The sequence below is a fragment of the Paraburkholderia tropica genome (genome assembly GCF_014171495.1).
GTDB classification, from domain to species: Bacteria; Pseudomonadota; Gammaproteobacteria; order Burkholderiales; family Burkholderiaceae; genus Paraburkholderia; species Paraburkholderia tropica.
This window is the reverse complement of the sequence record NZ_CP049134.1, coordinates 725,622-749,517: the sequence shown is the minus strand read 5'-3', so window position 1 is coordinate 749,517 and position 23,896 is coordinate 725,622. Positions and strand designations below refer to the sequence as shown.

Sequence of the window (23,896 nt, the reverse complement as noted above, 5' to 3'; positions counted from 1 at the left end):
GGCGTCGCCGACATGGGTCACGTGGTCGAGCCCGGCGTGATCGACACCTCGCACGGCACGATTCTGTATCTCGAGGACGTGACCGTGAGCTTCGACGGCTTTCGCGCGCTCAACAAGCTCTCGCTCGAGATCGATGCGGGCGAACTGCGCTGCGTGATCGGCCCGAACGGCGCGGGCAAGACCACGATGATGGACGTCATCACCGGCAAGACCTCGCCCGATTCGGGCAAGGTGTTTCTCGGCCAGACGCTCGACCTCACGCGCATGAACGAACCGGCGATCGCGCGCGTGGGCATCGGCCGCAAGTTCCAGAAGCCGACCGTGTTCGAGCAGCATCCCGTGTGGGAAAACCTCGAACTCGCGATGAAGGCCGACAAGGGCTGGTTCGCCACGCTGCGCGCGCGGCTCGGGCGCGACGCGCAGGCGAAGATCGAGCAGACGCTCGAAACGATCCGCCTCGAAAGCGAGGCGCGCCGGCTCGCGGGCGAGCTCTCGCACGGGCAAAAGCAGCGGCTCGAAATCGGCATGCTGCTGATGCAGAAGCCGCAGTTGCTGCTGCTCGACGAACCCGCCGCGGGCATGACCGACGACGAGACGATGGAACTCGCCGCGCTGCTCAACCGGCTGCGCGGCAGTTGCTCGATGATGGTGGTCGAGCACGACATGGAGTTCGTCGCGGCGCTCGCGGGCGCGACCGGACGCGTGACCGTGATGGCCGAAGGCCGCGTGCTCGCGCACGGCACGCTCGACGAGGTCAAGCGCGACGAAACGGTGATCGAATCGTATCTGGGCCGCTGAGCCTCTCCCCACCGGCCCGAGAAGGGATCGACAAAGCCTCGACAAGGCATCGACATGCTCACAATCGAATCGCTGAACCAGTATTACGGCGGCAGCCACATCCTGCGCAACGTCTCGATGACGGTGCCCGAAGGCGAACTCACGGTGCTGCTCGGCCGCAACGGCGTGGGCAAGACCACGCTGCTGCGCTGCCTGATGGGCGTGGTGCCGACGAAGAACGGCAGCATCGCGTGGCGCGACACCGCGCTCACGAAAATGCCCACGCATGCGCGCGTGGCGCACGGCCTCGCGTATGTGCCGCAAGGGCGCGATATCTTTCCGCGTCTCACGGTCGAGGAGAATCTGCTGGTGGGCGCGGCGAGCAAGAAGCGCATGCCCAAGGGCGTGCCCGAGCACATCTACACGCTCTTTCCCGTGCTCAAGGACATGAAGGCGCGGCGCGGCGGCGATCTCTCGGGCGGCCAGCAGCAGCAGCTCGCCATCGGCCGCGCGCTGATGAGCGAACCGCAACTGCTGATACTCGACGAACCGACCGAAGGCATTCAGCCGTCGATCATTCAGGAGATCGGGCGCACGCTGCGCAGGCTCGTCGAGGAAATGAATCTCACCGTGCTGCTGGTCGAGCAGTATTACGACTTCGCGAAGGCCATCGCCGACCGTTACTGGGTGATGAGCCGCGGCGAAATCGTCGCGGGCGGCGCGGGCGCGCAGATGGATGCGGACGGCGTGCGCGAGCTGATCGCCGTCTGAGCGGGAAATCAAGCGGCGAGATCGCGCGGATTGTGGACCGGCCGGAACGCGCGGCCCCGCGTGCTATCCTCCACGCCAACTTCCGCACTGGTCCGCACGAAATCCGCATGTCGCTTCACGAAGATCACGCCGCGCTCGCCAACACCACGCTGCGCCAGGTCGCGCAACCCGAATGGGCCGCGAAGCTCGAACTCGGTTTCGAACTTCAAAAGGCGCGCACGGCGCTCACGCATCGTTTGCACGTGGGACCGCTGCGCGTGCAACGTCCACTCTATCCGGAAGGCGACGCGATCTGCCACGCGGTGATCGTGCATCCGCCGGCGGGGATCGCGGGCGGCGACCGCCTCGACATCAACGTGAATGTAGGTGACGGCGCGCACGCCGTGCTCACCACGCCGGGCGCGACCAAGTGGTACAAGTCGAACGGCCGCGTCGCGCGCCAGCGCATCAAGGTGCGCGTGGGCGACGGCGCGAAGCTCGACTGGCTGCCGCAGAACAATCTCGTCTTCGATCACGCGCACGCGGAACTCGACTTCGCGCTCACGCTCGGCGCGGGCGCGACGGCCATCGGCTGGGACGCGACGCAACTGGGCCGCCAGGCGGCGGGCGAGCGCTGGTCGGCGGGCATGCTGCGCGCGCTCACGCGCGTCGTGCGCGTGGCCACGCCCGAGGCCGAGGAACAGTTGCTCTGGTTCGAGCGCGCGCTGATCGACGCCGCCGATCCGCTGCGCGACGCGCCGCAAGGTCTCGCGGGCTTTCCGGCGTTCGGCGTGCTGTGGGCGATCGGCCCCGCCTGCACCGACGCGCTCGCGCAGGATCTCGCCGCCACGCTGCCTTTCGACGACGCGCTGCGCTCGGGCGCGAGCTGCATCGCGCCGGGCGTGCTGCTCGTGCGCGTGGTGGGCCGCTCGATGGAACCGCTGCAAACCACGCTCGCGCAGTGCTGGACGCAACTGCGCCCGTTCGTGCACGGCGTGAAGGCCGCGCCGCTGCGACTGTGGACGACCTGATCCGCATCGTTCCTGCATCGCTCCTGCTGAATGTCGCACCATCCTGGCGCGCGTTCGCGCGTCAACGCACAAACTCGCGACATCGAAACGTCAAGGCGGTGCATGAACGCCGCGCATATGGTGCATCCACGCTGGCCCCTTCATTGGCACACACCTTGCTGTGAGCTTGCAGCGAATCGTGCGCGCCGCGCGCGAGGCAGCAAGCTGTCCGTAACCTGGCTCCCGTAAGCTGGTCCGCGCCCTTCCCGCGCGCCTGGCCGCTTCGGCTGTCACGCGTCCAGACTTGCCCCAACCGAACCAGAACGATGAAGCTCACGCCACGCGAGAAAGACAAGCTCCTGATCTTCACCGCCGCGCTGCTCGCCGAACGGCGCCGCGCGCGCGGCCTCAAGCTCAACTATCCGGAAGCGGTGGCGTTCATCAGCGCCGCGCTGATGGAAGCCGCCCGCGACGGCAAGACCGTCGCCGAGGTCATGCACTACGGCACCACGCTGCTCACGCGCGACGACGTGATGGACGGCGTGCCCGAAATGATCCCCGACATTCAGGTCGAAGCGACCTTCCCCGACGGCACCAAGCTCGTCACCGTCCACCATCCGATTCCCTGAAGGACGCGCCCATGATCCCCGGCGAAATGCTGATCGACGACGGCGAAATCGAACTCAACGCGGGCCGCGAGACGCTCAGCGTGACGGTCGCGAACACGGGCGACCGCCCGGTGCAGATCGGCTCGCACTACCACTTCTACGAAGTGAACGAAGCGCTCGTGTTCGAGCGCGAGGTTACGCGCGGCTTCCGGCTGAACATCGCGGCGGGCACCGCCGTGCGCTTCGAGCCCGGCCAGGAGCGCACCGTCGAACTCGTCGCGCTCGCGGGCGAGCGCGCGGTCTACGGCTTCAACGGCAAGGTGATGGGCCCGCTCTGAGCGGCGCGTCACGCCCCGAATTCATCAGGAATCCGATATGACATTGAAGATCGGCCGCCGCGCCTACGCGGAGATGTTCGGCCCCACGACCGGCGACCGCGTGCGTCTCGCCGACACCGAACTGCTCATCGAGATCGAGCGCGACTACACCGTCTACGGCGACGAAGTGAAGTTCGGCGGCGGCAAAGTGATCCGCGACGGCATGGGCCAGTCGCAGCGCCTGCACGCCGAAGTCGCCGATACGGTCGTGACCAACGCCGTGATCATCGATCACTGGGGCATCGTGAAGGCCGACATCGGCATCAAGGACGGGCGCGTCTGGCGCATCGGCAAGGCGGGCAATCCGGACGTGCAGCCGGGCGTGACGATTCCCATCGGCGCCTCGACCGAAGTGATCGCGGGCGAAGGCCAGATCGTCACGGCGGGCGGCATCGACACGCACATCCACTTCATCAGCCCGCAGCAGATCGACGAGGCGCTCGCGAGCGGCGTGACGACGATGCTCGGCGGCGGCACCGGCCCGGCGACGGGCACCAACGCCACCACCTGCACGCCGGGCCCGTGGCACATGGAACGCATGCTCCAGGCCGCCGACGGCTGGCCGATCAACCTCGGCTTTCTCGGCAAGGGCAACGTGAGCCTGCCCGCGCCCGCCGAGGAACAGATCGCGGCCGGCGCGATCGGCCTGAAGCTGCACGAGGACTGGGGCTCGACGCCCGCAGCCATCGACAACTGCCTGAGCGTGGCCGACGACACCGACACCCAGGTGGCAATCCACACCGACACGCTCAACGAATCGGGCTTCGTGGAAGCGACCGTGGGCGCGTTCAAGGGCCGCACGATCCACACGTATCACACCGAAGGCGCGGGCGGCGGCCACGCGCCCGACATCATCAAGGTCTGCGGCGAGGCGAACGTGCTGCCCTCCTCGACCAATCCCACGCGCCCGTACACCGTCAACACGCTCGACGAACACCTCGACATGCTGATGGTCTGCCATCACCTCGATCCGTCGATTGCCGAAGATATTGCTTTCGCCGAATCGCGCATTCGCCGCGAAACCATCGCCGCCGAAGACATCCTGCACGACCTCGGCGCGCTGTCGATGCTTTCTTCGGATTCCCAGGCAATGGGCCGCGTGGGCGAAGTCATCATCCGCACGTGGCAGACCGCACACAAGATGAAGGTGCAACGCGGCGCGCTGCCCGAGGACAACGCGCGCAACGACAACTTCCGCGTCAAGCGCTATGTGGCGAAGTACACGATCAATCCGGCGCTCACGCACGGCATCGCGCATGAAGTGGGATCGATCGAGCCGGGCAAATGGGCCGATCTGGTGTTCTGGGATCCGGCCTTCTTCGGCATCAAGCCCTCGCTGATTCTCAAGGGCGGCATGATCGCGCTCGCGCAGATGGGCGACCCGAATGCGTCGATTCCGACGCCGCAGCCCGTGCATTATCGTGAGATGTTCGGCACGCGCGGACGCGCGCTCACGCAGACCTCGCTCACCTTCGTCTCGCAACTCTCGCTCGACAAAGGCATCGTCGATCGTTATGGTCTGCAAAAGCGCGTGGTCGCGGTGCGCAATTGCCGGAGCGTGACGAAGGCCGACATGATCCACAATGCATGGCAGCCGTCGATCAGCGTCGATCCCGAAACCTACCAGGTGGTCGCGGACGGCCAGTTGCTCACCTGCGAACCCGCCACGGTGCTGCCGATGGCGCAGCGGTATTTTCTGTTCTGATCTGTTCGGGATTCACGAACAGCATTCATGAAGTTTGAAGTATTGATATGCGCACGATCGACAAACGACTCAACGCCAAACTCGCGCCCGTGCTGGTCAAGCGCGCGCCCACCCTCACGCTCGCCTACGACGAGCGCTGCAAGAGCCGCCTCGCGGCCAGGCTCGACACGGGCGAGGACGTGGGCGTGGTGCTGCCGCGCGGCACGGTGCTGCGTGACGGCGACATGCTGGTCGCCGACGATGGCGGCCTCGTGCGCGTGATCGCGGCGGCGCAAAGCGTGCTGCGCGTGCGCGCGCACGACCGCCTCACGCTCACGCGCGCGGCGTATCACCTCGGCAATCGCCATACGCCCGTGGAAGTGGGCGTCGACGAACTGAAGCTCGAAGCCGATCCGGTGCTCGAAGACATGCTCAAGCGCCTCGGCGCGCAGGTCGAGCGCGCGGAACTGCCGTTCCAGCCCGAGTCGGGCGCGTATGGCGGCGGGCATCGTCACGGTCACGATGCGACGTTCGCCGAGGACTACGCGCTCGCGCAGCGCGTGTACGACGAGCATCACGGTCACTCGCACGATCACGATCACGATCACGATCACGCACACGACCACAGCCACGCACACGGCCACGATCATTCGCACGATCACAAACATCCGCACGATCACGGTGATGACCACGAATGCGGCCACGACCACGGTCATTGCGACGGCCACGCGCACGACCACAGCCATGAACATCGCTGAACTCACCGCGCTGCTGCATCTCGCGTCGCCGGCGCTGCCGATCGGCGCGTTCAGCTATTCGCAGGGACTCGAAGCGGCGATCGACGCCAGACTGGTCGAAACCGCCGAAGACGCCGCGCACTGGATCGCCCACGGCCTCGCCAACGTGCTCGCGCCCGGCGAGTTGCCGTTCCTCGCGCATCAGCTCGAACGCTGGCGCGCGCACGATACGGATAACGCCGCCGCTGCCACGCAAGCGCTGATCGACGCCAACGCGGAGTTCATCGCGAGCCGCGAATCGGCGGAACTCCGTCGCGAGACCGCGCAGATGGGCTGGTCGCTGCGCCAGCTTTGCGCGCAACTCGAATGGGGCGACGCCGCGCGCCGCGCCACGCTCGATCGCATGACGCCCGTCGCGCAGCCCACGGCGTTCGCCTTCGCGGCTTACGCGCACGATGCGTCCACGGAAGCGACGCTCGCCGCCTACGCGTTCAGCTGGGTCGAGAACCAGACGGCCGCCGCGCTCAAGGCGGTGCCGCTCGGCCAGGTCGCGGGGCAACGCATCGTCGTCGCGCTGCGGCCTGCGATCGCCGATGCCGTGGCGCGCGCGCTCGCCACGCCGCCCGACTCGCTCAACACGTTCGCGCCGCAGCTCGGCATTCTGAGCGCGCGCCATGAATCGCAATACTCGCGGCTGTTTCGTTCCTGAGCGCCGCGCTCTCCTCACTTCGCGTCACTTCGCGTTCGCACTCACACATGAATTCGCCCAACAATTCGTCCAATAAGCGCACCAAGAAACTGCCGCCGCTGCGCGTCGGCGTCGGCGGCCCGGTTGGCTCCGGCAAGACCACGCTGCTCGAAATGCTCTGCAAGGCGATGCGCGAGCGCTACGACCTCGTCGCCATCACCAACGATATCTACACGAAGGAAGATCAGCGCCTGCTGACCGTCGCGGGCGCCCTGCCCGCCGAGCGCATCATGGGCGTGGAAACGGGCGGCTGCCCGCACACGGCGATCCGCGAGGATGCGTCGATCAACCTCGAAGCCGTCGACCAGATGCTCACGCGCTTTCCCGATGCGGACATCGTGTTCATCGAGTCGGGCGGCGACAATCTCGCGGCCACCTTCAGCCCGGAGTTGTCGGACCTGACGATCTACGTGATCGACGTGGCGGGCGGCGAAAAGATTCCGCGCAAGGGCGGCCCCGGCATCACAAAGTCGGATCTGCTGGTGATCAACAAGACCGATCTCGCGCCGCTCGTGGGCGCGAATCTCGACATCATGGCCTCCGACGCGCAGAAGATGCGCGGCGAGCGGCCGTTCGTGATGTGCAATCTGAAGGCGCTCGACGGCCTCGATCAGGTGATCGGCTTCATCGAGAAGAAGGGATTGCTGGTGGGTTGAGCGCGCGGCTCACGATGCGTGCCGGGCGGCGCGTATCGTGAGAACGCGGTGAGAACGCGGTGAGAACGCGGTGAGCACCTGGTGAGTGCGTCGTTCAGAGATCGAGCGTCGTCGCCGAGGCGCGCTCGGGCAACAGCGTCGTGAGCACGTCGACCGTGCGCGCGGTCGCACCGCGATGGCGCGAGGCGAAAGCCGACGCCGCCGCGCCCATCGTCACGCGGCGCGACTTGTCCTTGAAGAGTTCGCGCAACACGCGCGCGAGGTCGGCCGGGTCCTGCACCTGCAGCGCCCCGCCCGCCGCCACGGCATCGGCCGTCGCCTGCGTGAAGTTGAACACGTGCGGGCCGATCAGCACCGGCGTGCCCACGGCGCACGCCTCGATCAGATTCTGCCCGCCCAGCGGCAACAGACTTCCGCCGATAAACGCGACATCGGCGGCCGCGTAGTACGCGCCCATCTCGCCCATCGAATCGCCGAGCAGCACGTTCACGTCCTGCGGCAAGGCCGGCACATCCGCATGCGCAGTGCCGGTGGACGCCGGCGCCCACTGCGAGCGCCGTTCGAGCTTCAGATTCCTGCGCGCGACCAGCGCGGCGACTTCGTCGAAACGCTGCGGATGACGCGGCACGAGAATCAGCAAAGCGTCGGGCACGTCGAGCGCCGCGAACGCCTGCAACACTAGTTCCTCTTCGCCCTCGCGCGTGCTCGCCGCCACCCACACGGGACGCGCGCCGATCGCGCGTCGCCAGTCGCGGCCGCGCGCGACGAGCGCGGGCGGGCTCGCCATATCGAACTTCAGATTGCCAAGCACGGCCACGTTGCGCGCGCCGAGCGCGGTCAGACGTTCGGCATCCGACGGGCTTTGCGCGAGCACGCGCGTGAAGCCGCCGAACACCTCGCGCGCGCCCGCGCCGAACTTGGCCGCGCGCTTGAACGAACGCGCCGACATGCGCGCATTCGTGAGCACGAGCGGCACGTCGGCACGCCTGCATTCGTCGATGAGCGTGGGCCACACCTCGGTTTCCATCACGAGGCCGAGCGATGGCCGCCACGTGCGCAGAAAACGCCGCACCGCGTGCGGCATGTCGTACGGCAGATAGCAGCGCAGCACGCGGTCGCCGAACAGTTGCTCGCCTTGTGCGCGCCCGCCGGGCGTCATGTGCGTGAGCAGAATGCGCGCGTCGGGACGCGCCGCCAGCAGCGCGTCGATGAGCGGCTGCGCCGCGCGCGTTTCGCCGACCGAGACGGCATGCACCCAGATCAGCGGCGTGTCGTCCTCGGGCAGACGGCCGTCCGCAAAACCGAAACGCTCGCAGACGTGTTCGCGATAGCCGCGCTCGCGACGCGAGCGGATGAACAGGCGCAGCACCGCGAGCGGCGCGATCAGCCACCAGGCCGCGCGATAAACCGCCCTCAGCATCGGGCCTCCGCGATCGCAGCCCGCGCGCCCGGCTCGACGTTAAAGTCAGCGCTCAAATCGACGCTCGAATCGACGCTCAAATCGAAGATCAAACCAGTTCCTTGCCCTTGAGGCGTTCGAGAATGCCGAGCGGCGCCCATTCCGGATGCACCATGTCCTTCGCCGGCAGGAAGAAGGTCTGTTCCATCATGAACTGGCCGGACATCACGGCGTGCGAGGTGTGATCGGAGAAACACACCCAGACGCTGCCCGGCGGAAAGTTGATGGTCTGCTGCGGGCTCGACTTCTGATAGTCGAGATCGGCCTTCATGCCGTCGTGCAGATTGAGCATCAGATGGTCGTACTCGCTGCGCGGCGACTTGGTGATGTGCAGCAGATTCTGCAGCCACGCCGAGCCCGGAAACTGCGGCTTGATGTTCGGCAGGAAGCGTTTGGCCATGTCCTCGAACGGCTCGCCCACGCGCCACACGCGCGGCACGCCGTTCGGGTTCACGTTGGTGAAGACGCGCAGGATGCGCTCGCCGTAGTTCGGGCGCGACGGGAACGCATCGACGTGCAGACGCGAATCGTCCTTGCGCCACGAAGTCTCGCGCGTTTCCACCTGATGCAGGCGCAGACTCGTGGGCGCCACGCGCAGCTTGCCCGTGTACTCGGGAAAGAGACCGTCGACGAGCGAACGCGCGCACGCCTGATAACGCGCGATCAGCGCGCGCACGGCCGACTGCGTGACAGTGTCGCCGAGCACGCCGTGCAGCGCGCCGCCGTTCGGATCGAGGCTGATGTTCTTGCGCTTCGGATCGGCGATGGCCGGATCGAGCAGCGCGCGCTCGCCGCCTTCGACCGCGAATTCGAGCTTCGGAAAGTACAGCACCTTGCCCTGCTCGACGGCATCGAGCAGCGTCTCTCGCGGCATCGCGAGGCCCTTGCCTTGCCAGTCGGCGGAAGTGATTTCGATGATCTGGGATTCTTTCATGGTCGCCCCTGCAAGCGATTGGATCTGGTTGCCCGGCCTGTGTGTGGTGCGCGGCGTGCGTGATATCGACGAGATCGGCGCTATCGACAATATCGTCGGCACGTTCACGGCCCGGCCCGAAGTGGCGCGCGGCGGACGTTATCTTGCCGCACGCGCCGCTCCTTATACCCCGCGGGCCGCGCGGCGCGCTTTGATGCGACGCAGTCTGTCAGAGATTGCCCTTCGCGCTTCCGGCGCCCTGGCCGTCACAGCAGCCCGAAACCGGCCAGCGCGCTCTTGACCTGCGCGAGCGTGGGCGGCTGCCCGGCGGTGCCGAGATTGACGACGTTCGGCGACCAATAGCCGCCGGTGCGCCAGGCGGTCGCGAAATTGTACAACTCGACGGTCGGCCGCTTCAGCGCCGCCGCGATGTGCACGAGCCCCGTGTCCACGCCGACCGTGGCCGCCGCGCCGTCGATCAGGCCGACCACGGCGGGCAGCGAGAGCTTCGGCGGCACGATGGCCGCCTCGCCGAACTCGCGCGCGAGGCGCTCGCTGGTCGCGCGCTCGGCGTCGCTGCCCCAGGGCAGCACGAGCGACGCGCCGCGGCGCACCAGCGCCTGACCGAGTTCGATCCAGTGGGCGTCGGGCCATTGCTTGTCGGCGCGCGAAGTTGCGTGCACGAACACCACGTAGGGCACCGGCAGATTCAGGCCGACGCCCGCGAGCGCCTGCGCGGCGCGGTAGGTGTCGAGGCCGAAGTCGATCTCGTCGGTGGGCTGCGGCGCGGGCAGATCGAGCGCCGCCGCGACCAGTTGTCGCGTGCGCTCGACGACGTGCGTGCGCGGCTCGATGCGGATCGAGCGGTCGTAGAAGAAGCGCACCGGCCATTCGTAGCCCGCGCCGTCCGTGCGGTTACCGAGCCCGACGAGCGGCCCGCGCGCCCAGCTCGCGACCCACGCGGTCTTGATGAGGCCCTGACAGTCGATCACGAGGTCGTACTTCTCGGCGGCGAGCGCGCGGCGGAACGCGCCGATCTCACGCCAGTTGGCGCCCGACAGCAGGCGCTTGCGCCAGCGCCGCAGCGAAAACGGGATCGGCCGGCGCACGCCCTGCACGAGCTCGACGAGCGACTGGAAGCTTTCTTCGACGAGCCAGTCGATCTGCGCGTCGGGATACCGCCGCCGGATATCGGCGATGGCGGGCATGTTGTGGACGACGTCGCCAAGCGACGACACGCGCACGATGAGGATCTTTTGCACGCTCAAGGCAGGAAGGGCGGACTGGTTGAAAGGTCCGCAATTTTAGCGCGCCCGCGGGGTTGGGCGAGAGCTGGCGTGAATTGAGGGGGGAAAGTGCGTGTTTTCGAAGATCGGCGCCGATTGGGGAATACGGCGCCAGATCATCGCGAATGCCGCCCGGGCTAGGGCTTCCCTTGTTGCAAGTGTCGAGGCGACGCAGTGGCCCCGTGTATCGACTGTTTCAACCGAAACCAATGCTGCCGGTCAACGGCGCACCCCGTTGAAATGCTCGTCGTATATCAGGTTGAATGCCCCCGCGCTGCTACTCGAGCGCAGGAGCCCCCCCGCAGAGATCGACCTATTTGATCACTCTTCCCCAGCCTTTAGCGGGAGGTGGGACGACTCTCCAGCCTTCCGGCGTCCGGGTGAACGTGGTGTCGGGGTATCGGGTTACCCGGAATGACGAGTGGCTGACGTGGAGCATCATGAGCAGAAGCAATGCAGCACCCAGCCGCATCGACACGTAGCGAGACCGCGAAGTCGCAATCGCGAGTGACCATGCGATAAACACAGCGGGAAGGTAGAAATATCGTGAGCCAGCCCCGTACCACGCCACGACGCTGTCCGTCCACACGCCCGTTCTGACGACGCCGATTCCCCACAGCGCCGCGCTCAACGCGAGAAGCGCCACGCATGCATAGCCTCGGACGGAAAATGCGCACAGACACACGACGGCTGCAAGCGCAAATGCCGCCAGCGCCCAGTGGTGAATGCCCGGCAGCAGAAACATGTCGTACACCAGATGCTGCGCTGCTTCGGGCAACCATGGGTAGTGAATGTACGAAAGCGGAGCGTGTGCATTCGGCGGCAACGGCAAGCCGTAAAGGGCCGTCATGGCCGCCTGAATTGCCACCGGAATAAGATAGCCGTAACCCCTGCGACGCCTGGCGATGCCAACCAGCGTAAAAGGAGTGAAGAAAATACCGAATGGTCCGGTGAGCGAAAACACGACGATTGCCACAGTCCTTACGGTTGAGCGTGGCCTATCGGACCAGAACTCTTCCCAGATGAGCGCGAGCAGCAGCGGTGCCAGCACCCATTGCAGATTGGTAATCGTCAGCCATATTTCGCCATTGCCCGGCACCAGCACAAGCGCGAGCGACATGATTGCCGCGACATAAATCGGCAGCACCCGTCTTGCGATCGAAAAGATCCACGCTGCGCTGGCGCACGTAATGAGCAGGCTAACGATAGCGAACGCCCATGGAGCCCTCGTAATGGGGAACATCAGGGAGAACAGGTAAGCAATCACCCGCGGGACGAGATGCAGGTACCCAGCGTAGGGCGTAACGATGGAAGGCAGGCCGAGGTCATACGCCTGAGTCAGGAACGTCGTGACGTCTTCAGCCCACAGAAAACCATGAATGATCCTCTCGGGCATGCGAGCGTAGATCAGAACCAGAACTGCAACGGTAATAAGAATTTCCGGCAGTCGGCGCGCGCGCGAGATTATTTGTGTCGCCATTGAATGGCCTCCCCTTATTTCGCGGGGATTATACGCAAGGCCTAAGGCCACTTTCCCAGCCAACAATATTGATTGTTGTATTGCCGTCGCCCCTTCTTCTATCGGCAATCGATTTTGCGCTCGAACAACTTGCCTTTAGACGCATTTTGTGTACGCTACTGCGGCACGAATCAACGATCGGCGGTTGAGTTTGAGGATTATGTCGGCAAGACACGTACGCAATAGTTGGCGCACGTTGTGGCAAGCGAAACGAGTCGAAATCAGAACGATGCCTCCCAACAGCGTCATTGCAGCGGCGCCCGGCCGCTGCAATGACGCACTGAAACACTCAAAACGGCAACTTCGCATCCGGCTTCTCAGCCAGAATCACGCGCTTGAAATCCGCCTGAATACGCGCGAGCGCGGCGTCGTTATCGGCTTCGAAACGCATCACGACGACCGGCGTCGTATTCGACGAACGCGCGAGGCCGAACCCATCCGGATACTCCACACGCAGACCGTCGATCTTGATCACCTCATCGGCGCCCGTGAACGTCGCGTTCTCCTGCAGCTTCGCGATCAGCGCGAAATTCTCGCCTTCCTCGAGCTTCAGTTGCAGCTCCGGCGTGGCGTGCGAGTTCGGCAGATCGTTGAGCAGCTTGCTCGGATCGTCGACGCGCGCGAGGATTTCAAGCAGACGCGCACCCGTATACAAACCGTCGTCGAAACCATACCAGCGGTCCTTGAAGAACACGTGGCCGCTCATTTCGCCCGCCAGCGGCGCGCCGGTTTCACGCAGCTTCGCCTTCACGAGCGAGTGGCCCGTCTTCCACATCAGCGGCTCGCCGCCCTTTTCCTTCACCCACTTCGCCAGGTTGCGCGTGCACTTGACGTCGTAAATGATCTGCTTGCCCGGATTGCGCGACAGCACTTCCTCGGCGAACAGCATGAGCTGACGATCCGGATAGATGATCTCGCCGTCCTTCGTGACCACGCCCAGACGGTCGCCGTCGCCGTCGAACGCGAAGCCCACTTCGGCATCGGTTTCCTTGAGCGCGCGGATCACGTCCTGGAGGTTTTCCGGGTGCGCCGGATCCGGATGGTGATTCGGGAAGGTGCCGTCGACTTCGGTGAACAGTTCGACCAGTTCGCAGCCGAGCGCCTTGAACAGACGCGGCGCGAGACCGCCCGCCACGCCGTTGCCGGTATCGACGACGATCTTCAGCGGACGCGCCAGCTTGATGTCGCCGACGATGCGGTCGATATATTCATCGCGAATATCGTAATCGGCATAGGTGCCCGCGCCGCTTTCGAAACGCTTGTCGACGATGCGCTGATAGAGCGCCTGGATCTGGTCGCCGTAAATGGCCTTGCCGCGCAGGACCATCTTGAAGCCGTTGTAGTCGGGCGGATTGTGGCTGCCGGTCACGACGATGCACGAGTCGATGCTGCGCTCGCCCGTGGCGAGCTTGAGCGGCACGCTCGCCGCGAAGTAGCCGACCGGCGTGGGCACCATGCCCACGTTGACGACGTCGACGCCCGCCGAGCGCAGGCCGTCGGCGAGCGCGGCGGACAGGTCGGGGCCCGAGAGGCGGCCGTCGCGCGCGATCACCACCGCGTCGCCGCCCTGCGCACGCACCTCGCTGCCGAAGGCCTGGCCGATGGCGCGTGCCGTGTCGGTATCGAGCGTCTTGCCGATCACGCCGCGAATGTCATAGGCCTTGAAAATCGATTGAGAAATCATGATGAGGCTCACCGTGCGATGGAAAGTCGGGGGGATTATTCGTAACACGTTTCGGCGGGCTGCCGCGACCCCGCGTTACGAAAAGTCGGAACCGTTACAAACTATAATTGCCGTTTTTCGGCGACCGCCGAAGGTTATGCACCCATTTTAATGCCTCGCCGTTTCCTCCTGACGACAAAATCCGCGCCGGGTCTGGCGCCTCGCGCCAGCAAGCGCCATGCCCATGCGTGCCCGATGCGTCCGCGTCGTCAGGACGGTCCGGCATGCTGAGCCTCAAGCGCCCCGCCAACCCCGACGTCACGCGCGCGTTCACGAACATCGTGTGGCTCGGCCTCGAACGCGTCACGCAGATCGCCGTCGCCATCGCGATCAGCGGCGTGCTGGCGCGCTATTTCGGTCCCGACGTGTTTGGCAAATGGCAGTACGCCAACACGCTGCTGCTCGTGCTCTCGCCCATCACCTGGGTGTGCGGCGCCGAAATTCTCGTGCCGACAATCGTCAACAAACCGCGCGAGGCCGTCGGCACGGTGCTCGGCAGCGCGTTCGCGCTGCGCATCGGCGTGTCGGCGGCGGCGCTCGTCGTCACGTGGATCGGCATCGGGCTCGGCGCGACCGATCCGATGGTCGGCGCGATGCTCGCCGGACTCGCCGTCACCATGCTGTTTCGCGAGCCGTTCGTCGGCGTGATCAACGCGTGGCTGCAGAGCATGACGTACAGCAAGCCACAGCTTATCGCGAGTATGAGCACGGCGATCGTCAAGGCGCTGCTCGTGTTTCTGCTCGCGCGCGCGGCGTTCGCGCCCGCCACCTTCGGCTGGCTGTGGGCGCTCGAATCGGCGGCGATCGGCGCGGCGCTGGTGCTCTATTTCCGCAAGCGTCACGGCGGCAAGCTCGGCTGGCACGTCGACCGCGCGCTCTTCAAGCATTTCGCGACGGCGGGCACGGTGTTCTGGCTCGGCCTGATCTGCATGTATCTGTTCCTGAAGCTCGACCGGCTGATGCTCGAACGCACCATTTCGTTCGCCGATCTCGGCCGCTATTCGGCCGCGCAGCAGCTCAACGAAAACTGGATCACGCTCGCGCTGATGCTCTCGCAGACCATCGCGCCCGCCTTCGTCTATCGCGTGCAGCAGGCCGCGCAGTTGCGCCGCAACCTCGTGCGCCTGTTCGCGATGACGGGCGTCATCATGATCGCGGGCGCGCTGGTGCTCGACGCGCTCGCGGGCTTCATCATCCATCGCGTGTTCGGCCCGGACTACGCGGGCGCCGTGAATATTTTCCGCTGGGCCGTGTGGCTCTCGGTGCCCGCGGGCATCGAGGCGATCGGCAATCTCGTGGTGCTCAAATATCAGGCGAAGTTCGTCTTGCTCGCCAAGTGGCTGCTCGCGCTCGCGGTGGCGTTCGCCGTGAATCTCGTGGCGATCCCGCGCCTCGGCGCGTACGGTGCGCTCGTCGGGCTGGCGTGCGGCTACCTCGCGGCGGCCTGCGTGAACTTCTATTACATCCGCTTCAAACTGACCTGAACCTCGCTGCCCGCCTCATGACGCCATCCCCCGCCGCCGCGCGCGCTCGAACCGGCGCTCTCGCCGATGTCGCCCTGCTCATGCCCGCCTACAACGGCCAGGCCGACGTCGAGCGCACGCTCGCCTCGTTCGCGGAAGACGCGCCGATCTACGCGCTCGTCGTCGACGACGGCAGCACGCCGCCCATCGTCGCGCCGACGGTGCCCGGCATGGAAATCGAAGTATTGCGCATGCCAAAAAACGGCGGCATCGAACGCGCCTTGCAGGCCGGTATCGAGGCGCTGGCCTCGCGCGATTTCCGCTACGCGGCGCGCATCGACGCGGGCGATCTGGCCGTGCCGCACCGCCTCGCGAAGCAGCGCGCGCGCATGGAAGCCGAGCCTGAACTAGCCGCGCTCGGCACGTGGACGCAGGTCGTCAATCGCGCGGGCGAGCCGCTCTTCATGCTGCGCCCGCCCGCCGACGCGCGCGCACTGCGCCGCACGCGCATGCTGCGCTCGCCGCTCGTGCATCCTTCGGTGATGCTGCGCGTCGACGCGGTGCTCGCCGTCGGCAACTATCGCGTGCAGTATCCGGCTGCGGAAGACCTCGATCTTTTCCTGCGTCTGATGGAGCGTTACGACTGCGCGAATCTGCCCGAACTCGGGCTCTATTACGAGCTGAACGAAGGCGGCATCAGCGCGACCAAACGGCGTCGGCAGATCGTCTCGACCTTGCGTTTGCAGGCGCGTTATCTGAACGTGCTGAACTGGCGCGACTGGGCCGGGCTCGCCAAGAACACGCTGCATCTCGTCACGCCTTACAGGTTGCTTCACCGGCTGAAAACGCGGCTCGGCGCATAACGCGAAGTCCGGGCTCGCGCGGTCCCTGAAAGCTACGGTCCGGCCCCACATGCGGTCCCACGTCCGCCCCGCGTGCAACCGTGCGCCGACGCACAAACTGCCATCCGTCTCCCGGCGCAGAATAGGACGTTCGCATTCGGACGCAGCCGGACGGCGCTTCACGCGTCGCCGCAGAGGCGCAGTCATAGCGCCGCGCGGGTCCGCGCGCGTCACGAGTCCGTCACGGCGCGCTGCGGCGCGGCCAAAGTGGCGCATCGAATGCACGCACCGGACCACACCATGACCGCCAAACCCAGCCTGAAACGCAGCGCCCTGTTCAACCTGATCGGCAGCCTGCTGCCGATGATCATTGCGTTAGTGACCACGCCGATCTATCTGCACTACATCGGGACGGCGCGGTACGGCGTGCTGGCCATCGTCTGGATGATTCAGGGCTATTTCGGCTTTCTCGACATGGGGCTGTCGTCCGCGACGGCCAATCGCATTGCCCAGCTCGCCGACGCCACGCATCAGGAGCGCGAATCCGTGCTGTGGACGGCGCTGATCCTCAACGTCGGGCTCGGCGTGGCGAGCGGCGCGGTGCTGTTCGTGGCGATGCATCTGCTGCTGCCGTACTTCAATCTCGGTCCGGCGCTGCGCGCCGAGTTGCAGCCCGCGCTGCCTTTCGTGGCGTGTCTGATGCCGCTCGCGAATCTGATCGGCGTGCTCAGCGGCTCGCTTTCCGCGCGCGAGCGCTTCGGCATCCTCACGCTGGTGCAGATTCCCGTCACGCTGATGTATCAGCTCACGCCGCTGATCGTGGCGTACGTGATGGGCCCGCGCCTGAACTACATCGTGTACGGCACGTTGGGCGCGGGGCTCGGCACGCTCGGCATCTACGCAATCGTGGTGTGGCGCGTCTTTCCGCTGCGCTTTTGCGCGGGTCCGCGCCGCGCGCTGATTCCCAAACTGTTTTCGTTCGGCGCGTGGATGAGCGTGCAGAACCTGACCTCCGCGCTCCACGAAACCGCCGATCGCGTCATGATCGGCCACATCCTCGGGCCGCAGGCGGTCGCGTACTATCAGGTGCCGTTCAATCTCGCCGTGCGCGTGCGATTCCTGCCCAACGTGATCGCGCGCACGCTGTTTCCGCGCCTCTCGTCGCTCGAAATCACGAGCGCGACGGCGCTTTCCGCGACCACGCTGCGCGGTTTCCTGGCCGCACTCACGCCGATGATCGTGTTCGGCATGTTCCTCATGCATCCGTTTCTTTCGCTGTGGGTCGGACAGGATTTCGCGGCGCGCTCGGACTCCGTCGGCGAAACGATACTCGTGGGCGTCTGGTTCAATTGCCTCGCGCTGATCGCGGGCTGCCATCTGCAGGCAACGGGCCGCCCCGGCATCGTCGCGCGTCTCCTGATCTACGAACTCGTGCCGTTCTTCGCGTTTCTCTGGTGGGCGATGCAGACCTTCGGCGTGCTCGGCGCGGCGCTCGCGTGGAGCGCGCGCTGCGTGATCGACGGCTTCCTGCTGTATCGCGCGGCGCGCCTCGAAATCCGCCCGCTGCGCATGCTTGCCGCGCCGACGCTGATCATCGGCATCGCCTACGTCGGCACGCTGGTCCTCGCGCCGCTGAGCCTGCCGTCGATCACGATGTGGATCGCCACGACCGGCGTCGCGCTCGCTTGGAGCGCACGTGCGCAACCGGCGCTGTTCGCGCGCGTGCTCGGCGTGTTCGCATCGATGCGAAGCCGCTGGGCTTGATGAAGCCTGGGAAGTGAGGTCGCGCGGCGCGAACGGCGGGTCGGCCGGCGAGGAAAACGTCCTGCAACAGAACGCAAAGCAGAACGCGAAGCACAATGCAAAGCGGCGGCAGGCCGGGCACATTCAAGCCCGACGCCTGCCGCCGCACAAACCGCTATTCCGCCACTACTCGTTCGGCAAACTTCCGGCGTCGATCGCCCGAAGCTGATTGGCGATTTTCCGCTTCGCGCGCAGCGTGAGGTCGATCTCGCGCCAGATCTGCCGCGCGAGACCCGGACGCTTCGGACGCGTCACCATCGTCGTGCGCTCGCTCTGGATGCTTGAAGCGCTCAAATCGGTTGGATGCTTAACGATGCTGGAAAAATAAAAATCGCCGACCTGAACGTGATTGCGGACGTGCGAAAAATCGTCGATCACGAAGATGTCGCGCTCCATCAGGCTCAGGACTTCCTTCGCGAACGACGCCGAAATCACATAGCCGACGGTGCGATAAAGATGGCCGAGATCGCCGTCGTGAACCCGGAACACCGGCGGAATCTCGCAGCAGATCGTGCCGCCCACGCGCTCGAAACTGCGCAGCAGGCCGTCCATGCCGCCCAGATGCAGATAGCCGTCGAACTGGCCCATCTTTTCCATGATCTGGCGAATGTTCGCGCACGCGTCGGCGTCGAGAATCACGTCGTCTTCGAGAATCAGCGCGTGCGATTCGCCCGTGCGCAAGAGCGCTTCGTAGGCTTTTTTATGGCTCAGCGCGCAGCCCAGTTCCGAAGGCGTGATGAGCCGGTTGCGAAAGCTCAGGTAATGCTGGATCGCCGAAAAATAATCTTTCGCATTCAGTTCCGGGCCATACACCGCGTCGATCACGCTTACCGTGAAGCGCTCGTTTTCGAGCATCGACGCGAGTTTCCGGTTGCTCTCAGACTGACTTCCTTTTAATGAAATGACAAAAACCTGCATGGGCGGCTCCTGGCTGCAAAACCATTCCGGACAGAAATTCGCGGACACGGAATTTTTGCAGTTTGCAGGAAGAACTCCAATCAAAAGGGCGTCGTGGATGCGGGGTTAACCTCATAACGCGCTGCACAAGACGCGCGCAAAAGCGACGTTTCATAACCAGCCGAGCAGCGTCGGCAACAGCAGCGGCACGACGAACGCAGTGAAAACCCCATTGAGCCCCATGCCGAGCCCCGCGAACGCGCCCATCTCCTCGCTGACCTGAAACGCCCGCGCGGTGCCGATGCCGTGCGACGCCACGCCGATCGCGAAACCGCGCACTTCGGTCTCGCGCACGCGCAGCAGGTTGAGGATCCAGCGCGCCGTCACCGCGCCGAACACGCCCGTCGAGATCACCAGCACGGCGGTGAGCGAGGGAATGCCGCCGACCTTGTCGGCGACCGCCATCGCGATGGGCGTGGTCGCCGACTTGGGCGCGATCGACGCGAGCGTCTGATGCGTCGCGCCGAACAGTTTTGCGATGCCGACCGCCGACACGATCGCGGTGAGCGAACCGGCCACGAGCCCGCCGATGAGCGGCAGCGCCGTGCGCCGCAGCTTGTTCCATTGGCGATAGAGCGGCAGCGCGAGCGCGACCGTCGCCGGTCCGAGCAGGAAGTGCACGAACTGCGCGCCTTCGAAATAGGTGCGATACGGCGTGTCGGTGATCTTGAGCGCGACGACCACGATCGCCACCGCGATCAGCACCGGATTCGCCAGCGGGTTGTGTTTCGCGCGCGCGTAGACGTTCAGCGCGATCAGATACGCGACCAGTGTGAGCGTGAGTCCGAGCAGCGGCGAAGCGGCGAGATAGACCCAGATGGCGTCGAGTTTCGCGAACGGCAGAGTCGTATTCACGCTGCGCCCTCCTCGCCGATTTCGTGGCGGCGCTGGCGACGCAGCAGCGCGCGCGTCACGAGCGCGGTGACGGCGATGCCGAGCGTCGTGCTCACGACGAGGCTCGCGATCACGGCGAACGCTTCGCCGCGCACGGCCTGCGCCGACACCATGATGCCGACGCCCGCCGGAATGAAGAGCAGCGACAGGTGGCGCAACAATTCGAGCGCGGTCGGCTCGATGGCTTCGGCGGCGGCGGGCCGCATCATCGCGAAGGCGAACAGCAGGAGCATGCCGATCACGGGACCGGGCACGGGCAGCGAGAACACGTAGGAAACGCTCTCGCCGAGACACTGGAAGATCAGCAGAGCGGCAAGGGAACGGAGCATGGCGGAAGGAGCGGCGCGCTTGTTGGAATGGGTCTGAGTGAGTCTGGACCCGGCAAGGTCCAGCGCGCGGTGTGTGGCCAATACAAGGCCGATGCAAAGGCGATACAAGGCCGGTGCAATGCGATGCCAGCCGACGCCCGCGCGCTGGCCTGGAGTGTAGCCCACGTGTAAGCCGCCTGCACCCTCGCGCCCATCGGTCGCGCCCTGGCTCCGCCACAATCGCCGCGACAATCGTTCCTGCGCGCCCGAAGCGCCCCGGCGGCCCACGCCGCCTCGGCTAAAATGTGGCCCCTTGCCGGGCTCGCGCCCGGCCCATCGACGCTCTCGACGATCCGGCCTTCGTGAATTCCTCCGCTGCTCCCGCCGCCCAACCCTCGCCCGCCCGCCGCCTGCCGCTGCACGTGGTGCTCGTCTGCAATACGGCCTGGGCCATCTACACCTATCGACGGGGCCTGCTGCGCGCGCTCAACGAAGCCGGCGCGCAGGTCACGGTGATCGCGCCGCGCGACCGCACCTTCGAACCGCTGGAGCAGATGGGTTGCCGCTGCATCGACCTGCACGTGGCGTCGAAAGGCACCAATCCGCTCGACGATCTGCGCACGCTGCTCGCGCTGCGCCGCCACTATCGCGCGCTCAGGCCCGACGTCGTGTTCCACTACACGATCAAGCCGAACATCTACGGCTCGGTGGCGGCGTGGCTCGCGCGCGTGCCGTCGGTGGCGGTGACCACAGGGCTCGGCTACGTCTTCATCCAGAAAAGCCGCGCGGCGCAGGTCGCCAAACGGCTCTATCGCTTCGCGTTCCGCTTCCCGCGCGAAGTCTGGTTCCTCAATCGCGACGACGAAACCGCCTTCCGCGAGCAGAATTTGCTGGTTCATCCTGAGCGCGCGCGACTGCTGCACGGCGAAGGCGTCGATCTCGACGACTTCGCGTTCACGCCGCTGCCCGAGCGCAGCGAATTTTCGTTCGTGCTGATTGGCCGCCTGCTCTGGGACAAGGGCGTCGGCGAATATGTCGAAGCCGCGCGCTCGCTGCGCGCGCGGTATCCGCAGGCGCGCTTCTGCCTGCTCGGCCCGGTCGGCGTCGACAACCCGAGCGCGATCACGCGCGACGAAGTGGCCGCGTGGGAACGCGAAGGCGTGATCGCTTATCTGGGCGAAACGGCGGACGTTCGCCCCTATATTGCGGACGCCGATTGCGTAGTGCTGCCCTCGTACCGCGAAGGCGTGCCGCGCACGCTGATGGAAGCGAGCGCGATGGGCCGCCCGATCGTGGCGACCGACGTGCCCGGCTGCCGCGAAGTGGTCGCGGACGGCGAAAACGGCCTGCTCTGCGCCGCCCGCGACGCGGCTTCGCTCGCGCAGGCGATGGCGCGCATGCTCGATATGTCCCCATCGGACCGAACAAAAATGGCCGAGCGCGGCCGGAAAAAAATTGCGAAAGAATTCGACGAACGCGTTGTGGTACAACGCTACCGGGAAACGATCCGGGAGTTGACCGGATCGACGTTTTGAACGCAGTCTGACGATACGGAACCAGAGCATGGCAGCGACGAACTCAAAAGGCACGATCCTCGTCACGGGCGGCGCGGGCTTTATCGGCTCGCACACTTGCGTCGAACTGCTCAACGGCGGCTACGACGTCGTCGCCGTCGACAATCTCGTCAACAGCCGTCAGGAATCGCTCAAGCGCGTCACGCAGATCACCGGCAAGCCGGTCGCCTTCTACGAGGCCGACGTGCGCGATGCGCAGGCGCTCGAGCGCATTTTCAAGGCGCATCCGATCACGGGCGTGATCCATTTCGCGGCGCTCAAGGCGGTCGGCGAATCGGTCGCGAAGCCGATCGAGTACTACCGCAACAACCTCGACGGCCTGCTCGTGGTGCTCGACGTGATGCGCCAGCACGGCGTGAAGGAGTTCGTGTTCAGCTCGTCGGCGACCGTCTACGGCGTGCCGGAGCGCTCGCCCATCGACGAGACGTTCCCGCTGTCGGCGACGAATCCGTACGGCCAGTCCAAGCTGATCGCCGAACAGATTCTGCGCGACGTCGCGATCTCCGATCCGTCGTGGCGCATCGCCGTGCTGCGCTATTTCAACCCGGTGGGCGCGCACGAAAGCGGCCTGATCGGCGAAGATCCGGCCGGTATTCCGAACAATCTGATGCCGTATGTCGCGCAGGTGGCGGTGGGCAAGCTGGAGCGCCTGCGCGTGTTCGGCGGCGATTACCCGACGCCGGACGGCACGGGCGTGCGCGATTACATCCACGTGGTCGATCTGGCGCAGGGGCATCTGAAGGCGCTCGACGCGCTGGCCGCGCGCGGCGAAGGCTTTGTCGTGAATCTCGGGACCGGTCAGGGTTATAGCGTGCTGGACGTGGTGAAGGCGTTCGAAAAGGCGTCGGGCCGACCGGTGCCGTATGAGATCGTCGCGCGCCGGCCGGGCGACATCGCCGAGTGCTATGCGAACCCGGCCACGGCGGAAAAGCTGATTGGCTGGAAAGCGCAATTCGGCATCGAGCGCATGTGCGTGGACCACTGGCGCTGGCAGGAAAATAATCCGCACGGGTTTGAGTAAAGAAAAAATAAGGGGCGGCCTGCCAGGCCCCGCCGGAGCGCACTTAGGGTCGAAGTGACAAAAAATCCGCCCGCTGATTTTTTATTGCACTTTATTACGTCGACGTTACAGCGCCCGTAATGAAGTTAGAATATCCACTCAATTAAACCAATCTTTACTTGAGTGGGGCGCAAAGGGGTGGAAACAGCAACATCGACGGGTGCCGTCGTCTGGCTCACCGGCATGTCCGGGGCGGGCAAATCGACAATCGCGCGTGCGCTGGTCGAACGACTGAAAGCGCTCGGCATTCGCTCTACCGTGCTCGACGGCGACGTGTTGCGCACCGGCCTCAACTCCGATCTGGGCTTCAGCGAAGCCGACCGCACCGAAAACCTCCGCCGCGTGGCTCACGTGGCGGATTTGTTTTGTCGGGAAGGTTTTGTCGCCATCACCGCGACGATCTCGCCGGAACCGGAACACCGCGACAATGCGCGACGCATCGTGGGCGACGCCCGATTCGTGGAAGTGTTCATCGACACGCCGTTCGAGATCTGCGAAGAACGCGACCCAAAGGGGCTGTACAAGCGCGCACGGCGCGGTGAGATTCCGCAGTTCACGGGCATCGGCTCGCCATATCATGCGCCGGCTCACCCCGACCTCACCTTGCGAACGCACAGCGCCTCGGTCGAACGTTGCGTCGACGACATCGTCGAGCATCTCGCGCGCAAGCATCACGTTGGCGCCGGCGTCATCGGCTAAAGGATCGCGCGGCACGGTTGCGTCCACGCTTCATGCGCTTGCTTCAGAC

Annotated in this window: 24 protein-coding genes; 16 read left to right on the top strand and 8 right to left on the bottom strand. The window is 65.5% G+C overall.

The window, feature by feature from the left end:
* Positions 1-12: 12 nt before the first annotated feature.
* The 9 genes from urtD to ureG all read left to right on the top strand — a co-directional run bounded on the left by urtD (position 13) and on the right by ureG (position 7,347).
* Positions 13-798, top strand: a complete 786-nt coding sequence (gene urtD / locus G5S35_RS03295; RefSeq protein ID WP_420874519.1) for an urea ABC transporter ATP-binding protein UrtD — start codon at positions 13-15, stop codon at positions 796-798.
* Positions 799-852: 54 nt separating this feature from the next.
* Positions 853-1,548, top strand: a complete 696-nt coding sequence (gene urtE, locus G5S35_RS03290; RefSeq protein WP_124262383.1) for an urea ABC transporter ATP-binding subunit UrtE — start codon at positions 853-855, stop codon at positions 1,546-1,548.
* A gap of 107 nt (positions 1,549-1,655) precedes the next feature.
* Positions 1,656-2,558 (top strand): urease accessory protein UreD, encoded by a 903-nt coding sequence (locus G5S35_RS03285; protein WP_183038572.1) that lies wholly within the window; start codon positions 1,656-1,658, stop codon positions 2,556-2,558.
* Between the two features lie 305 nt (positions 2,559-2,863).
* Complete coding sequence (gene ureA / locus G5S35_RS03280) at positions 2,864-3,166, top strand: urease subunit gamma (RefSeq protein ID WP_065057295.1); 303 nt, start codon at positions 2,864-2,866, stop codon at positions 3,164-3,166.
* 11 nt (positions 3,167-3,177) lie between these two features.
* On the top strand, positions 3,178-3,483 hold the full coding sequence (locus G5S35_RS03275; protein WP_074984638.1) for an urease subunit beta: 306 nt from the start codon (positions 3,178-3,180) through the stop codon (positions 3,481-3,483).
* Between the two features lie 37 nt (positions 3,484-3,520).
* Complete coding sequence (ureC, locus tag G5S35_RS03270) at positions 3,521-5,227, top strand: urease subunit alpha (RefSeq protein ID WP_065057293.1); 1,707 nt, start codon at positions 3,521-3,523, stop codon at positions 5,225-5,227.
* 47 nt (positions 5,228-5,274) lie between these two features.
* Positions 5,275-5,964, top strand: a complete 690-nt coding sequence (ureE, locus tag G5S35_RS03265; RefSeq protein WP_183038571.1) for an urease accessory protein UreE — start codon at positions 5,275-5,277, stop codon at positions 5,962-5,964.
* Positions 5,951-6,652, top strand: coding sequence for an urease accessory protein UreF (locus G5S35_RS03260; RefSeq protein ID WP_065057291.1), 702 nt, complete (start codon positions 5,951-5,953; stop codon positions 6,650-6,652). The genes ureE and G5S35_RS03260 overlap by 14 nt, the downstream gene beginning before the upstream one ends.
* A 47-nt stretch (positions 6,653-6,699) precedes the next feature.
* The gene (ureG, locus tag G5S35_RS03255) at positions 6,700-7,347 is read left to right on the top strand and encodes an urease accessory protein UreG (RefSeq protein WP_065057290.1); all 648 of its coding nucleotides are present in this window, start codon (positions 6,700-6,702) and stop codon (positions 7,345-7,347) included.
* 94 nt (positions 7,348-7,441) lie between these two features.
* Here the strand turns inward: ureG and waaA are convergent, their stop codons facing one another.
* Both waaA and G5S35_RS03245 read right to left on the bottom strand, forming a co-directional pair.
* Positions 7,442-8,767, bottom strand: coding sequence for a lipid IV(A) 3-deoxy-D-manno-octulosonic acid transferase (gene waaA / locus G5S35_RS03250; RefSeq protein WP_183038570.1), 1,326 nt, complete (start codon positions 8,765-8,767; stop codon positions 7,442-7,444).
* 88 nt (positions 8,768-8,855) lie between these two features.
* Positions 8,856-9,740, bottom strand: a complete 885-nt coding sequence (locus tag G5S35_RS03245; protein WP_065057288.1) for a Kdo hydroxylase KdoO — start codon at positions 9,738-9,740, stop codon at positions 8,856-8,858.
* Between G5S35_RS03245 and G5S35_RS03240 the strand changes: the two genes are divergently transcribed.
* Positions 9,721-10,020 (top strand): hypothetical protein, encoded by a 300-nt coding sequence (locus tag G5S35_RS03240; RefSeq protein WP_183038569.1) that lies wholly within the window; start codon positions 9,721-9,723, stop codon positions 10,018-10,020. The genes G5S35_RS03245 and G5S35_RS03240 overlap by 20 nt on opposite strands.
* Here G5S35_RS03240 and waaC read toward each other — a convergent pair.
* From waaC to G5S35_RS03225, 3 genes are all read right to left on the bottom strand, one after another.
* Complete coding sequence (gene waaC, locus G5S35_RS03235) at positions 9,986-10,981, bottom strand: lipopolysaccharide heptosyltransferase I (RefSeq protein ID WP_173816900.1); 996 nt, start codon at positions 10,979-10,981, stop codon at positions 9,986-9,988. The genes G5S35_RS03240 and waaC overlap by 35 nt on opposite strands.
* Positions 10,982-11,318: 337 nt before the next feature.
* Positions 11,319-12,485: a hypothetical protein gene (locus tag G5S35_RS03230; protein WP_074984630.1), complete on the bottom strand. Its 1,167-nt coding sequence runs from the start codon at positions 12,483-12,485 to the stop codon at positions 11,319-11,321.
* A gap of 328 nt (positions 12,486-12,813) precedes the next feature.
* Positions 12,814-14,208, bottom strand: a complete 1,395-nt coding sequence (locus tag G5S35_RS03225; protein ID WP_074984840.1) for a phosphomannomutase/phosphoglucomutase — start codon at positions 14,206-14,208, stop codon at positions 12,814-12,816.
* 263 nt (positions 14,209-14,471) lie between these two features.
* Here G5S35_RS03225 and G5S35_RS03220 point away from each other — a divergent pair, with 263 nt between their 5' ends.
* The 3 genes from G5S35_RS03220 to G5S35_RS03210 all read left to right on the top strand — a co-directional run bounded on the left by G5S35_RS03220 (position 14,472) and on the right by G5S35_RS03210 (position 18,316).
* Positions 14,472-15,731, top strand: coding sequence for an oligosaccharide flippase family protein (locus G5S35_RS03220; protein WP_074984629.1), 1,260 nt, complete (start codon positions 14,472-14,474; stop codon positions 15,729-15,731).
* 17 nt (positions 15,732-15,748) lie between these two features.
* Positions 15,749-16,573: a glycosyltransferase gene (locus G5S35_RS03215; RefSeq protein WP_074984627.1), complete on the top strand. Its 825-nt coding sequence runs from the start codon at positions 15,749-15,751 to the stop codon at positions 16,571-16,573.
* Positions 16,574-16,852: 279 nt separating this feature from the next.
* Positions 16,853-18,316, top strand: coding sequence for a flippase (locus G5S35_RS03210; RefSeq protein ID WP_183038568.1), 1,464 nt, complete (start codon positions 16,853-16,855; stop codon positions 18,314-18,316).
* A 165-nt stretch (positions 18,317-18,481) separates the two neighbouring features.
* On the opposite strand, the gene G5S35_RS03205 is transcribed toward G5S35_RS03210, so the two are convergent.
* The 3 genes from G5S35_RS03205 to G5S35_RS03195 all read right to left on the bottom strand — a co-directional run bounded on the left by G5S35_RS03205 (position 18,482) and on the right by G5S35_RS03195 (position 20,535).
* Positions 18,482-19,273: a glycosyltransferase family 25 protein gene (locus G5S35_RS03205; protein ID WP_183038567.1), complete on the bottom strand. Its 792-nt coding sequence runs from the start codon at positions 19,271-19,273 to the stop codon at positions 18,482-18,484.
* A gap of 150 nt (positions 19,274-19,423) precedes the next feature.
* Positions 19,424-20,167: an LrgB family protein gene (locus G5S35_RS03200; protein WP_234774824.1), complete on the bottom strand. Its 744-nt coding sequence runs from the start codon at positions 20,165-20,167 to the stop codon at positions 19,424-19,426.
* Entirely contained in the window at positions 20,164-20,535 is a 372-nt protein-coding gene (locus G5S35_RS03195) for a CidA/LrgA family protein (RefSeq protein WP_065057279.1), read from the bottom strand. Before G5S35_RS03195 ends, G5S35_RS03200 begins: the two co-directional genes overlap by 4 nt.
* A 389-nt stretch (positions 20,536-20,924) precedes the next feature.
* On the opposite strand from G5S35_RS03195, the gene G5S35_RS03190 reads away from it, so the two are divergent.
* From G5S35_RS03190 to cysC, 3 genes are all read left to right on the top strand, one after another.
* Positions 20,925-22,049, top strand: a complete 1,125-nt coding sequence (locus tag G5S35_RS03190; RefSeq protein ID WP_124263347.1) for a glycosyltransferase family 4 protein — start codon at positions 20,925-20,927, stop codon at positions 22,047-22,049.
* A 28-nt stretch (positions 22,050-22,077) separates the two neighbouring features.
* Positions 22,078-23,109, top strand: a complete 1,032-nt coding sequence (gene galE / locus G5S35_RS03185; protein ID WP_124262391.1) for a UDP-glucose 4-epimerase GalE — start codon at positions 22,078-22,080, stop codon at positions 23,107-23,109.
* Between the two features lie 222 nt (positions 23,110-23,331).
* Positions 23,332-23,847, top strand: a complete 516-nt coding sequence (cysC, locus tag G5S35_RS03180) for an adenylyl-sulfate kinase (RefSeq protein WP_065057277.1) — start codon at positions 23,332-23,334, stop codon at positions 23,845-23,847.
* The last annotated feature ends 49 nt before the right edge of the window (positions 23,848-23,896 follow it).

Excerpts from the sequence above, each read along its gene's own strand:
- ureC (WP_065057293.1), top strand. The coding sequence starts at position 3,521 with ATGACATTGAAGATCGGCCGCCGCGCCTACGCGGAGATGTTCGGCCCC.
- urtE (WP_124262383.1), top strand. The coding sequence starts at position 853 with ATGCTCACAATCGAATCGCTGAACCAGTATTACGGCGGCAGCCACATC.
- cysC (WP_065057277.1), top strand. The coding sequence starts at position 23,332 with ATGTCCGGGGCGGGCAAATCGACAATCGCGCGTGCGCTGGTCGAACGA.
- urtD (WP_420874519.1), top strand. The coding sequence starts at position 13 with ATGGGTCACGTGGTCGAGCCCGGCGTGATCGACACCTCGCACGGCACG.
- G5S35_RS03240 (WP_183038569.1), top strand. The coding sequence starts at position 9,721 with ATGATCTGGGATTCTTTCATGGTCGCCCCTGCAAGCGATTGGATCTGG.
- G5S35_RS03285 (WP_183038572.1), top strand. The coding sequence starts at position 1,656 with ATGTCGCTTCACGAAGATCACGCCGCGCTCGCCAACACCACGCTGCGC.
- G5S35_RS03230 (WP_074984630.1), bottom strand. The coding sequence starts at position 12,485 with ATGGCGACACAAATAATCTCGCGCGCGCGCCGACTGCCGGAAATTCTT.
- ureG (WP_065057290.1), top strand. The coding sequence starts at position 6,700 with ATGAATTCGCCCAACAATTCGTCCAATAAGCGCACCAAGAAACTGCCG.
- G5S35_RS03210 (WP_183038568.1), top strand. The coding sequence starts at position 16,853 with ATGACCGCCAAACCCAGCCTGAAACGCAGCGCCCTGTTCAACCTGATC.
- ureE (WP_183038571.1), top strand. The coding sequence starts at position 5,275 with ATGCGCACGATCGACAAACGACTCAACGCCAAACTCGCGCCCGTGCTG.
- waaA (WP_183038570.1), bottom strand. The coding sequence starts at position 8,767 with ATGCTGAGGGCGGTTTATCGCGCGGCCTGGTGGCTGATCGCGCCGCTC.
- G5S35_RS03275 (WP_074984638.1), top strand. The coding sequence starts at position 3,178 with ATGATCCCCGGCGAAATGCTGATCGACGACGGCGAAATCGAACTCAAC.
- G5S35_RS03205 (WP_183038567.1), bottom strand. The coding sequence starts at position 19,273 with ATGCAGGTTTTTGTCATTTCATTAAAAGGAAGTCAGTCTGAGAGCAAC.
- galE (WP_124262391.1), top strand. The coding sequence starts at position 22,078 with ATGGCAGCGACGAACTCAAAAGGCACGATCCTCGTCACGGGCGGCGCG.
- G5S35_RS03245 (WP_065057288.1), bottom strand. The coding sequence starts at position 9,740 with ATGAAAGAATCCCAGATCATCGAAATCACTTCCGCCGACTGGCAAGGC.
- G5S35_RS03215 (WP_074984627.1), top strand. The coding sequence starts at position 15,749 with ATGACGCCATCCCCCGCCGCCGCGCGCGCTCGAACCGGCGCTCTCGCC.
- G5S35_RS03260 (WP_065057291.1), top strand. The coding sequence starts at position 5,951 with ATGAACATCGCTGAACTCACCGCGCTGCTGCATCTCGCGTCGCCGGCG.
- G5S35_RS03220 (WP_074984629.1), top strand. The coding sequence starts at position 14,472 with ATGCTGAGCCTCAAGCGCCCCGCCAACCCCGACGTCACGCGCGCGTTC.
- ureA (WP_065057295.1), top strand. The coding sequence starts at position 2,864 with ATGAAGCTCACGCCACGCGAGAAAGACAAGCTCCTGATCTTCACCGCC.
- G5S35_RS03195 (WP_065057279.1), bottom strand. The coding sequence starts at position 20,535 with ATGCTCCGTTCCCTTGCCGCTCTGCTGATCTTCCAGTGTCTCGGCGAG.
- G5S35_RS03225 (WP_074984840.1), bottom strand. The coding sequence starts at position 14,208 with ATGATTTCTCAATCGATTTTCAAGGCCTATGACATTCGCGGCGTGATC.